Source organism: Micromonospora okii (assembly GCF_020884795.1).
GTDB lineage: Bacteria > Actinomycetota > Actinomycetes > Mycobacteriales > Micromonosporaceae > Micromonospora > Micromonospora okii.
Genome location: NZ_BBZF01000012.1, coordinates 170,876 through 181,234 on the forward strand (window position 1 = coordinate 170,876; position 10,359 = coordinate 181,234).

Sequence of the window (10,359 nt, forward strand, 5' to 3'; positions counted from 1 at the left end):
CCCGTCGGCGGACTCCGCTTGCGGGGCGATGATCGTTTCGTCACCTCCGCAAGGCCGCGCGCTACGCCGCCGGCGTGTTGTACCGATCGAGTGTCGCCTTGGACGTCGAGGCATCCTTGAAAGCCAGCTCCCACGGGCCGGTGTTGACGTCCATGTCCTTGCCGAACCCCACCCACTTCCCGGCCATCCGTCGGCCGGTTGGCTCGACCAGGAGCTGGATCGCGCCGTGGTACCGGGCGCCCCGGTAGTAGCCGGTCGGGTCGGTCTGCTCCACCCAGGTGCCGGTGACGACGGCACCGTCCACCGTGAGGTCCAGCGACAGCGACGATGCCGCCGAGCCGGGCAGGCTCCGGACGGTCAGTCGGTCGCCGTGCTGAAGCACGACCACGAAGTGCTGCCCGGCGAAGGACTCCTCCCGGCCGCTGGAGTAGTACTGGTAGCGGCTGAGCCACACGCCCTCGTACGACCCGCGAACTGCGGCTGGCTTCATGCCGGCCACGATAACGGAACGTAGCTTCAATGTCGCGGCCCGCAGCACGTGCTGTGCGTGAACCGGGTGTACTGTCCGCTGTAGTGCCTGGCCGGCCGGAGGTCGGCAGGGTAGCCGGCCGGTCTGCGAGCTGGAGCGCCGCTGATGCCTCGTCGCCCCATACCTGACGACCCCTCGATCGGTGACCGCATTCGGGCTCGCCGTGAGCTTCGCGGCTGGAGCATTCGGCACGCCGCCAGTCGTGCCGGCATCTCCCACACGTCCTGGTCGCGTATCGAGCGCGGCAAGCAGCGCACCGATCGGTACATGGTCGTGGACCTGGCCGCTGCGCTGGAATGCTCGGTGATCGACCTGACCGGGCAGCCGTACACGCCCGCTGATCGGCAGCTCGACGCTGCTCGGATCGACGCGGAGCGGGTGTGGCGGACCATGATGGACACGCCGATGGGCGTTCGGCTCGATGCGCCGGGCACCGTCGAGCAGGTACGCCGGGAGGCCCTGCTCGTGCGCGCGCTGTACGGGCGGTGTGACTACGCGGGTGCCCTGCGCCGGCTCGTCGACCTGGTGCCGGCGCTGCACGGCCTCTCCGATCACCGCGCGGCGTTGGCGGAGATGGTCCCGGCCTACGGCGTGGCGATGGGTTCCCTGCTCAACGTCGGCTATCCGGCTCATGCGTGGCTCGCGGCGGAGCGTTGCGCCGAGGCGGCAGGTCTGCTCGATGACCCGGTGGCTGCGGGGGTCGCGGCGGCGAACCGCGCCCGGGTGTCCGCCTACTCGGGGGCGTACGGGCCGGCGCGGGCGCTGTGTGACACGGCGGGTGCGGACCTCGCGGGGAGTGGGGCGGAGAGCGCTCTGGATGTGCTCGGCTTCCTGCATCTGGCGCGGGCACACCACCTCGCCGGCCTGCACGACCAGGCAAGCGCCGAGGACCATCTCGCCGAGGCGGCGCGAATCGCCGCGCACACCGGGGAGACCGAGAGCTGGGATCTCGCCTGGGGGCCGCGAAACGTGGCGCTGTGGCGGATGGCCTTCCAGCTCGACACGGGGCGTCCGGAGGCGGCGTTGCGGACGGCCGCAGGCGTCGAGCTGACCGGGTTGCCAGCGGTGCGGCAGGTGTACTTCTGGCTCGACCTGGGCCGGGCCGCTGAGGCTGTCGGCCGGGACCGGGACGCGGTGCGGATGCTGCTGGCTGCGGAACGGGTCGGCTCCCAGCACGCCCGGTCGTCAGCGTCGGCCCGGGAGACAGTGCGGTCGCTGCTGCGCAAGGGTGTGACCTCGGCAGAGCTGCGGGGCCTGTGCGAGCGGATGGGCATGACCGTGCAGTAGCCGGCCGATAGTGGTGCGTAGGTGTTCCAGTGGCCACATGTGCCGTCGGTAGCGTCCTGATCACGGACCCGGCTGCGCGAATTCTTCCCGATGCCCTGCCGCCGTGTCCCTCAGCCGGCGAGGCGGTGGCGGTCCTTCCAGAGCGCACCGCCGCGCCCTCTCTCGAAGGGGTGCAGGTGGGCGGTAAGCAGCGTGATCAGGGGCCGAGCCGGGGTGAGCAGGCGGAGGCGAAGGAACAGGAGGCGGCCAGGCGGCGGATTCTGGAGATGGCCGAGGCGGAGCGGATACCGGCCGAGGAGACGACCCGGGCCGTACCGGACCGGCGGTGGCGGCGTGGACAGCAGTGAGCTGCTGCCGGTCGGCCGGCGGGTCGCCTACTGGCGAGGGCGGCGGAAACTGTCGCAGCAGGTGTTCGCCGACCGGCTCGGCAAGTCGAAGAGCTGGGTGGACAAGGTCGAGCGCGGCGTCCGGTCCCTCGACAAGGTCTCCACGCTCCAGGAGATCGCCGTCGTCCTGCGCATCGACACGACGGTCCTGCTCGGCCGGGACGCCCGGCCCGCCACCGCGACCGAGCGGGCCGGGGGAGTGGAGCGGATACGCGAGGCGCTGTCGACGTACGAGATCGCCCTTGGTCGCCCCGGGGCCCGCGACGCCGCCCTGGTCGGCCGGGTGGTGCGGGACGTCGAGCATGCGTGGAACGCCTTTCAGCGCGCCCACTACCCGCAGGTGACCGCCCTGCTGCCGGAGTTGCTGGCCGGCGCGCAGCGCGCCCACGCCGACGACCCGGCGGCGGGCCGGGTGGGGCTCGTGGAGGCGTACCGGATCGCCGCCGCGCTGCTGGTCAAGCTCGGCGAGGCCGACCTGGGCTGGCTGGCGGCCGACCGGGCGATGGCCACCGCCACCGGCGTGCCCACGATGCTGGCCGTCGCCGCCGTGCAGCTCGGCCAGGCGCTGCGTGCCTCCGGGCGGGCGCGGGCGGCGTTGGCGGCCACGCTCGCCGCCGCGCACCGGATCACCCCGCTCGACCCGCACGCCGGCACCCCCGCCGAGGTGGCGCTACGCGGAACGCTGCTCGTCCAGGCCGCCCTCGCCGCGGCCCGCCACGGCGACGACGCGACCACCGCCGACCTGCTCGGCGAGGCCGCCGAGATGGCCGCCCGGGTGGGCGACGGCCACGACCACCAGCGCGCCGCGTTCGGGCCCACGGCGGTGGACCTGGCCCGTACCGCCGCAGCCCTCGACCTCGGCGACGCCGCCGAGGCCGTCGCCTGGCACGAGAAGACGACCAGGCGGGACGCCTGGCGGTGGCTGCCGGTCGAGCACCGCGCCGCGCACCTGCTCGACGCCGCCCGCGCCTACCTCCAGGCCGACGACCCGGCCAACGCCGGCCGAGCGTTGGTCGAGGCCGACCACACGGCACCCGCCGAGCTGCGCCACCGCCCGGCCGCCCGGGAGATCGTCGCCCGGGTGGCCCGTGAGCCGCACGCCCCGGCCACGATCATCCAGCTCGCGGTCACCCTCGGGGTGACGTGAGGATGACCGCCCCGTTCCTGTCCCTGGCCCAGATCCGCAACCGGCTGATCCTCGCCGCCCGAGCCGTCCTCCGCGACCACCCGCCGGGAGCCGACGGGCGATGCCCGGTCTGCCGGATCGCGCGCTGCCCGGTGGCGGTCGCCGCTCGCACCGTCCTCCGCGCCGCCGAGGACGGTGCGGCGATCCCCGGCAGAGCAGACCGCCCGAGAACTTCGGATAGGCGACACTCGCGCCAGCCCCGGCACGAAGATTGATATATATCGTTGGATCCGGTGTGGCGCGATCGAGGGTGCCTTTGATTCTTCGAGGGGGTAGTCGATGGGCAGGTGCGCGCGGTGCGGTGCGACCGGGCTGGACGCAGGCATGACGCTCTGTGACCCCTGCTTGCGGGAGATCGGGTCGGCCATGCAGGAGATGGAACGGCAGGGCGTCGACCCCTTCGACCCCGACAACCGGTACGCGGCCCCGGCGGCGCGACCGTCCGGCGGCGGGTGCGTCGTCGCCGCCATCGGCCTCCTGGCGCTCCCCGTGGGCGTCGTCGTCGGCCTGATCGAGGTCATCACGTAGCGTCAACCACGATGGTGCTCCCGCGCCGCTGGCGCGCCCAGGTCCGATGGCAGCGGGGCGGTCAGCCCGTCGACCGGCAGCCGACGCCGCCCGCCCACGCCGTCGATGGCAAAGCCCTCGCGGGCCCAGTACTCGAAGCCGCCGATCATCTCCCGGACGTGGCGGTAGCCGGCCTGCGCCAGCGTCAGCGCGGCCCTCGTGCTGCCGTTGCACCCCGGCCCCCAGCAGTAGACGACGATCTGCGGATCCTCGTGGGCGGCAGGCAGCTCGTCGAGCCGGGCGAGAAGGTCCGCGCCCGGCACGTGGAGCGCACCGGGGATGTGGCCCTGATCCCAGGCCGTCCTGCTGCGCACGTCGATGACGAGCGGCCTGGTGCCGGCGGCCCGGGCAGCCGCCACGTCCGATGGGTCGGTCTCGTGCCGCAGTCTCGCCGCGAAGTGCTGCGCCGCGCTCGCCGCATCGGCGTTCCGCTGCCTGTGCGCAGCGTCGGCCGCCGGGTCGGTGTCGGTCGGGTGAGGGGTCGTCGTCATGCCGATCAGTTTCAGCGGAACGACCGGGCAGGAACACTGGCAGCACTGCCGGACACCAGGCAATTTCTGCCATACTCGGCCGGTGCTGAAGAACGTCGCTGCTGTCGTCGGTGACCACGTCGCGGCGTTCGAGCTCGGCGTGATCAGCGAGGTCTTCGGGATGGACCGCACCTCGGCCGGCCTGCCCCGCTACGACTTCGCGGTGTGCGCGGTGCAGCCGGGCCGGATTCCCAGCACCTCCGGCTTCGCCATCCACGTCGAGCAGGGGCTGGACCGCCTCGCCACCGCAGACCTGATCGCCGTGCCCGCGTGGACCGACCGGGACGTCGCACCCCCGGCCCCGCTCGTCGCCGCCCTGCACGACGCGGTCGGGCGGGGCGCGACCGTGCTCGCGGTCTGCTCGGGAGCCTTCCTGCTGGCCGCCGCCGGGATGCTCGACGGCCGCCGCGCGGCAACCCACTGGCAGTACGCCGCCACGCTGGCCCGCCGGTACCCCTCGGTGCACGTCGACGCCAACGTGCTCTACGTCGAGGACGGCCCCGTCGTCACCAGCGCGGGCACCGCCGCCGCCATCGACGCCTGCCTGCACCTCGTACGCCGTGCGCACGGCGCCACCACCGCCAACGCCCTCGCCCGACGCATGGTCGTCCCGGCGCACCGCACGGGCGGGCAGGCCCAGTTCATCCAGGCGCCGGTGCCCGCATCCGGCGGCAGCGACCTAGGCGACCTGCTGGAGTGGGTCCGACAACACCTCGCCGAGCCGTTGACCGTCGACCAGCTCGCCGCCCGCGCGCACATGTCACCGCGAACGTTCGCCCGTCGGTTCACCGCAGCCACCGGCACCACGCCCCACCAGTGGATCATCGACCAGCGGCTGTTGCTGGCCGAACATTTCCTCGAAGACACCGAGATGACGATCGAGCAGATCGCCGCCCGCTGCGGTCTCGGCACCCCCGACACCCTGCGGCACCACTTCACCCGACGCAGGCACACCAACCCCAGCACCTACCGCCGCACCTTCCACACCCGCACGACCGCCGGGGCGTGAGCCGGCTGCCGCCGGGCCGTGTCTCCCCGGCCGCCCGGGATCTCTACCCCAAGATCCGCGCAACTTCGGGGAAAGTGCGGCCAATTCGCGCCGTCAGGCCCCACTTTCCCCGAAGTTGCGGAGGGCACCTTGCCGGCGCGCTGCGCCTCAGCGGATCTCGTTGTCGGGGTGGTCGGCGTCGTAGGCCAAGCGGGCCTGGGCGATGGCCGCGCGGTGCGCCAGTGACCAGTCGGCGAGTGCCTTGACGAGGTGGGTCAGGCTCGCGCCGGTGTCGGTGAGGCGGTAGTCGACCTGGGCGGGCACGGTCGGGTACACGGTGCGGAGGACGAGGCCGTCCCGCTCCAGGCGGCGCACCGTGAGGGTCAGCATGCGCTGGGAGATCCCGTCGATGGCGCGCTGGAGCTGACGGAACCGCCGGGGCCCGTTGGCGAGTTCGACGATCACGAGGACAGACCACTTGTCGCCCACCCGATCGAGGACGTCCCGGATGCCGCAGTCCGGGTGGTCCGGCTGCCCGCATGGTTCGAGCGCGGCGGCTCCCGTGGTTACGTCGGTGTGCGTGGGTGACACGAGACTGCCTCCTTGTGGGCCGCCGGGCGCCGGTTCAGGCTCTTACCGTAGTTACCGAAGAGAACCACGGCAGGAGACCGAACCGCAATGATCATGGTGACCGGCGCCAACGGACAGCTCGCCTCCCGCACGCTCGCGGAGCTGGCCGAGCGAGGGGTGCCCGCCCTGGGAGGGAGCCGCACTCCCACCGACGCACAGCGCCACCTCGACTTCGACGACCCCGCCACCCTCGACCTCACCGGCGTCTCGACCCTGCTCCTCGTCTCGGCCGGGTACGCCGAGGACGACCAGGTCGTCGCCCGTCACCGGACCGTTCTCGACGCTGCGCGCCGCGACGGGGTGACCCACGTGGTCTACACCAGCCTGACCGGCGCCGGTGACCACCTCGGGTTCGCACCCGCCCACCGGGCCACCGAGCGGATGGTCAGGGGCAGCGGGCTCGCGTGGACCGTACTCCGCAACGGGCTGTACGCCGAGCTCTTCGGCGCCCTGCTCACCTGGACCCCCGACGGCCTGGAGTCGGCGTTCGGCACCGGCGCTCTCGCCGCGGTGGCGCGGGCGGACCTGGCAGCCGCCGCAGCCGTCGTCGCAGGCGAGCCGACCGCGCACGCCGGCAGGGTCTACGACCTGGTCGGCGACCCGATCACCGCCGGCGACGTCGCCGAGCGTCTCGGCGTCCCCCACCGCACGATCGGGCTGGGTGAGTACCGCAGCCGCCTGCTCGGCGACGCCAACCTGCTGCCGTTCCAGCCGCCGATGCTCGCCTCGATCGCCACCGGTGTCCGCCACGGGTTCCTCGACGACACCGGCCCCGACCTCGCGCGCCTGCTGGGTCGGCCGCTCACGGATCCGCTCACCGTCGCCGCCGATGCCGCAGCCGCCGCGCGCCCCGGCACGCACTGACGCAGGACGGGGCCGCCCACAGCTAGGGGTCGACGGTCCTGTCTAGGGGTGTGCCGTTTCCTGCCGGTTTCCCGTAGGGTCGGAGCCCGACAGGTTGTCGTCCCCGCGTGCGCGCGGGGGCGGGCGGTGGGGGAGGGTGCGCGGGTGCCCGGAGGTACGGGAGGTGCCCTGTGACCGGCTCCCAGGGCGGCCGGCTCCTCGCGATCAGCGACCTGCACGTCGTGTACGCCGAGAACAAGGCCGTCGTGGAGGCGCTGCGCCCCGACGACGACGGGGACTGGCTGATCGTCGCCGGTGACGTCGGCGAGTTCGCCGCCGACATCGAGTGGGCGCTCGGCCTGCTCCGCGACCGGTTCGCCAAGGTCATCTGGGCGCCGGGCAACCACGAGCTGTGGACGCCCCGGGACGACGCTCTCCAGTTGCGCGGCGAGGCCCGCTACCGGCACCTCGTGGAGCTGTGCCGCCGCCTCGGCGTGGTGACCCCGGAGGACCCGTACCCCGTCTGGGACCGCGACGGCGACCCGGTGCTGGTCGCCCCACTCTTCGTCGGGTACGACTACACGTGGCGGCCCCCCGGCACGTACACGAAGGAGCAGGCGCTGGCCCTGGCGCACGAGACCGGCGTCGTCTGCACCGACGAGATCCTGCTGCACCCCGACCCGTACCCGAGCCGGGACGCCTGGTGCCGGGCGCGGGTCGCGCACACCGAGCGGCGGCTCGACGCGGAACGCGGCGGGCTGCCCACCGTGCTGGTCAACCACTACCCGCTGGTCCGCGAGCCGACCCGCATCCTGCGCTTCCCCGAGTTCGCCCAGTGGTGCGGCACGGACCTGACCGCCGACTGGCACCTGCGCTACGACACCCGGGTCGCCGTCTACGGCCACCTGCACATCCCCCGCACCACCTGGTACGACGGCGTCCGGTTCGAGGAGGTCTCCGTCGGCTACCCGCGCGAGTGGCGTCGCCGCGCCACCCCGCCGGGGCAGTTGCGGGTGATCCTGCCGGCCCCCGCCCGCCGCTCCGGCTGACCCGCCGACGCCCCTGCCCCGCTCCGCCCGACCTTCCTTCCCGGCCCCGCCGACGCCCCTGCCCGAGCCCTCCGGGCCGGCCTCGCCGGGCCGGTCCGACCCGCCCCGACGGGGCCGGTTCCACCCGCCTCATCCTGCGAATACTCCGCCCGAGCGGTGCCCCGCCGGGAGGGTCGATTGAGGGGTCCGTAGGGGTTGGGCGGCTGTGCGCCGCTCAGTACCGTCCACTCACGGTGGCGGTCATGACACCGGAAATCCCGGGGGCGGACGGTGCGGCGGCGTGCGGGCGATCAGCGGTGAGGACACGACATGAAGCGGTGACTGCGTCCCTCTCGCCATCGGTCGTCCCCGGTCGATCACGCCGGGTCCAATCGATGGCTTCCTCAGTGTTCGGCGGAATCGGTCGATAGCAAGCTCCGGGCGGGTGGGTCATGGCGGACGAGAAGAAGCTCCTCGAACACCTGAAGTGGGTGACCACCGAACTCCGCCAGGCGCACCGGCGCCTGGCGGAACTGGAGAACTCCGAGCCGGAGCCCCTCGCCGTCGTCGGCATGGCGTGCCGGTTCCCCGGCGGCGTCGGCTCGCCCGAGGAGCTGTGGGACCTGGTCGTCGCGGGCACCGACGCCACATCGACGTTCCCCACCGACCGGGGCTGGGACCTGGCCCGGCTGTACGACCCGGACCCCGACCACCCCGGCACCTCGTACAGCGACCGGGGCGGCTTCCTGCGCGACGCCGGCCACTTCGACCCGACGCTGTTCGGCATCTCGCCGCGCGAGGCCCTCGCGATGGACCCGCAGCAGCGCCTGCTGCTGGAGAGCACCTGGGAGCTGTTCGAGCGCGCCGGCATCGACGCGGGCTCGCTGCGCGGCAGCCGCACCGGCGTCTTCGTCGGCACCGCCGGGCAGGACTACGCCACCGTGCTCCGCCGCCTTCCCTCCGGCGCCGAGGGGTACGTCCTCACCGGCACCGCCGCCAGCGTCATCTCCGGCCGCCTCGCCTACTCGTTCGGCCTGGAGGGGCCGGCGGTCACCATCGACACCGCCTGCTCGTCCTCCCTGGTCGCCCTGCACCTGGCCGGCCAGGCCCTGCGCGACGGCGAGTGCGACCTCGCCGTGGCCGGCGGCGTCAGCGTGATGGCCACCCCCGGCGGCTTCGTCGAGTTCTCCCGCCAGCGGGGCCTCGCCGCCGACGGCCGCTGCAAGGCGTTCTCCGCCGACGCGGACGGCACCGGCTGGGCCGAGGGCGTCGGCCTGGTGCTCGTCGAGCGGCTCTCCGACGCCCAGCGCAACGGCCACCCGGTCCTGGCCGTCATCCGGGGCAGCGCGGTCAACCAGGACGGGGCCAGCAGCGGCCTCACCGCCCCCAACGGCCCCGCCCAGCAGCGGGTCATCCGGCAGGCCCTGGAGAACGCCGGCCTCGCCCCCGCCGACGTGGACGCCGTCGAGGCGCACGGCACCGGCACCCGGCTCGGCGACCCGATCGAGGCGCAGGCGCTCATCGCCACGTACGGGCAGGACCGGCCCGCCGACCGGCCGCTCTGGCTCGGCTCCCTGAAGTCGAACCTGGGCCACACCCAGGCCGCCGCCGGCGTCGGCGGCGTGATCAAGATGGTCATGGCGATGCGGCACGGGCTCCTCCCGGCGACCCTGCACGTCGAGCGCCCCACCCCGCACGTCGACTGGACGGGCGGCGCGGTCTCCCTGCTCACCGAGGCCCGCCCCTGGGACGGGGAGCCGGGGCGGCCCCGCCGCGCCGCCGTGTCGTCGTTCGGGATGAGCGGCACCAACGCCCACCTCGTCCTGGAGCAGGCCCCCGAGCCGGCTCCCGAGGCCGTCGCCGGGGACGCGCGGGAACTCCCGGCGGTCCCGGTCGTGCTCTCGGCCGCGCACCCCGCCGCGCTCGCCGCCCAGGCGGGCCGCTGGGCCGCCTGGCTCGACGCCGACGCCGACGCGCGCCCCCTGGACGTGGCGTTCTCCTCGGTCACCGCCCGGTCCGCACTGGACAGCCGGGCCGTCGTGGGCGCCGCCGGCCGGGACGACCTGCTGGCGGGGCTGCGCGCCCTGGCGGCGGGCTCGCCGTCCGGCGCCGTGGTCGCGGGCCAGGCGACCGAGCGGGGCCCGCTCGCGGTGCTGTTCTCCGGGCAGGGCGCGCAGCGCGCGGGCATGGGCCGGGAGTTGTACGCGGAGTTCCCCGTCTTCGCCGCCGCGCTCGATGAGGTGTGCGCGCACCTGGACCGGGCGTTGCCGAAGCCGTTGAGGGCGGTGCTGTTCGCGGAGGCGGGCACGCCGGAGGCGGGGTTGCTGGATCAGACGGTGTTCACCCAGGCGGGTCTGTTCGCCGTGGAGGTGGCGCTGTTCCGGC

General features: G+C 73.9%; 10 protein-coding genes and 1 pseudogene. 8 read left to right on the forward strand and 3 right to left on the reverse strand.

Annotation, left to right across the window (positions count from 1 at the left end):
- Window positions 1-61: 61 nt before the first annotated feature.
- Window positions 62-469 (reverse strand): annotated as a pseudogene (locus tag LPU43_RS00715) (XRE family transcriptional regulator); the annotation flags it as partial.
- 198 nt (window positions 470-667) lie between these two features.
- Between LPU43_RS00715 and LPU43_RS00720 the strand changes: the two are divergent.
- The 4 genes from LPU43_RS00720 to LPU43_RS00735 all read left to right on the forward strand — a co-directional run bounded on the left by LPU43_RS00720 (window position 668) and on the right by LPU43_RS00735 (window position 3,916).
- The gene (locus LPU43_RS00720; RefSeq protein ID WP_229398576.1) at window positions 668-1,816 is read left to right on the forward strand and encodes a helix-turn-helix domain-containing protein; all 1,149 of its coding nucleotides are present in this window, start codon (window positions 668-670) and stop codon (window positions 1,814-1,816) included.
- A gap of 176 nt (window positions 1,817-1,992) precedes the next feature.
- The gene (locus LPU43_RS00725) at window positions 1,993-2,163 is read left to right on the forward strand and encodes a hypothetical protein (protein WP_229397780.1); all 171 of its coding nucleotides are present in this window, start codon (window positions 1,993-1,995) and stop codon (window positions 2,161-2,163) included.
- Complete coding sequence (locus tag LPU43_RS00730) at window positions 2,150-3,349, forward strand: helix-turn-helix domain-containing protein (protein ID WP_229397782.1); 1,200 nt, start codon at window positions 2,150-2,152, stop codon at window positions 3,347-3,349. The genes LPU43_RS00725 and LPU43_RS00730 overlap by 14 nt, the downstream gene beginning before the upstream one ends.
- Window positions 3,350-3,712: 363 nt before the next feature.
- The gene (locus LPU43_RS00735; protein WP_229397784.1) at window positions 3,713-3,916 is read left to right on the forward strand and encodes a hypothetical protein; all 204 of its coding nucleotides are present in this window, start codon (window positions 3,713-3,715) and stop codon (window positions 3,914-3,916) included.
- 2 nt (window positions 3,917-3,918) lie between these two features.
- Here LPU43_RS00735 and LPU43_RS00740 read toward each other — a convergent pair whose 3' ends face one another.
- Window positions 3,919-4,446, reverse strand: a complete 528-nt coding sequence (locus LPU43_RS00740; RefSeq protein WP_229397785.1) for a rhodanese-like domain-containing protein — start codon at window positions 4,444-4,446, stop codon at window positions 3,919-3,921.
- Window positions 4,447-4,528: 82 nt separating this feature from the next.
- Between LPU43_RS00740 and LPU43_RS00745 the strand changes: the two genes are divergently transcribed.
- Window positions 4,529-5,494, forward strand: a complete 966-nt coding sequence (locus LPU43_RS00745) for a helix-turn-helix domain-containing protein (RefSeq protein WP_229397786.1) — start codon at window positions 4,529-4,531, stop codon at window positions 5,492-5,494.
- Between the two features lie 147 nt (window positions 5,495-5,641).
- Here the strand turns inward: LPU43_RS00745 and LPU43_RS00750 are convergent, their stop codons facing one another.
- Window positions 5,642-6,064 carry a winged helix-turn-helix transcriptional regulator gene (locus LPU43_RS00750; RefSeq protein WP_229397787.1) on the reverse strand — a complete coding sequence of 141 codons (423 nt, stop codon included), beginning with the start codon at window positions 6,062-6,064 and terminating at the stop codon, window positions 5,642-5,644.
- 87 nt (window positions 6,065-6,151) lie between these two features.
- Between LPU43_RS00750 and LPU43_RS00755 the strand changes: the two genes are divergently transcribed.
- From LPU43_RS00755 to LPU43_RS00765, 3 genes are all read left to right on the forward strand, one after another.
- Complete coding sequence (locus LPU43_RS00755) at window positions 6,152-6,967, forward strand: NAD(P)H-binding protein (protein WP_229397788.1); 816 nt, start codon at window positions 6,152-6,154, stop codon at window positions 6,965-6,967.
- A gap of 170 nt (window positions 6,968-7,137) precedes the next feature.
- On the forward strand, window positions 7,138-7,995 hold the full coding sequence (locus tag LPU43_RS00760) for a metallophosphoesterase family protein (protein WP_229397789.1): 858 nt from the start codon (window positions 7,138-7,140) through the stop codon (window positions 7,993-7,995).
- A 431-nt stretch (window positions 7,996-8,426) separates the two neighbouring features.
- A partial coding sequence (locus tag LPU43_RS00765) for a type I polyketide synthase (protein WP_229397790.1) occupies window positions 8,427-10,359 on the forward strand: 1,933 nt, incomplete at its 3' end.

Bases quoted from the DNA above. Each gene is read 5' to 3' on its own strand.
- LPU43_RS00735 (WP_229397784.1), top strand. From the start codon at position 3,713: ATGACGCTCTGTGACCCCTGCTTGCGGGAGATCGGGTCGGCCATGCAG.
- LPU43_RS00740 (WP_229397785.1), bottom strand. From the start codon at position 4,446: ATGACGACGACCCCTCACCCGACCGACACCGACCCGGCGGCCGACGCT.
- LPU43_RS00755 (WP_229397788.1), top strand. From the start codon at position 6,152: ATGATCATGGTGACCGGCGCCAACGGACAGCTCGCCTCCCGCACGCTC.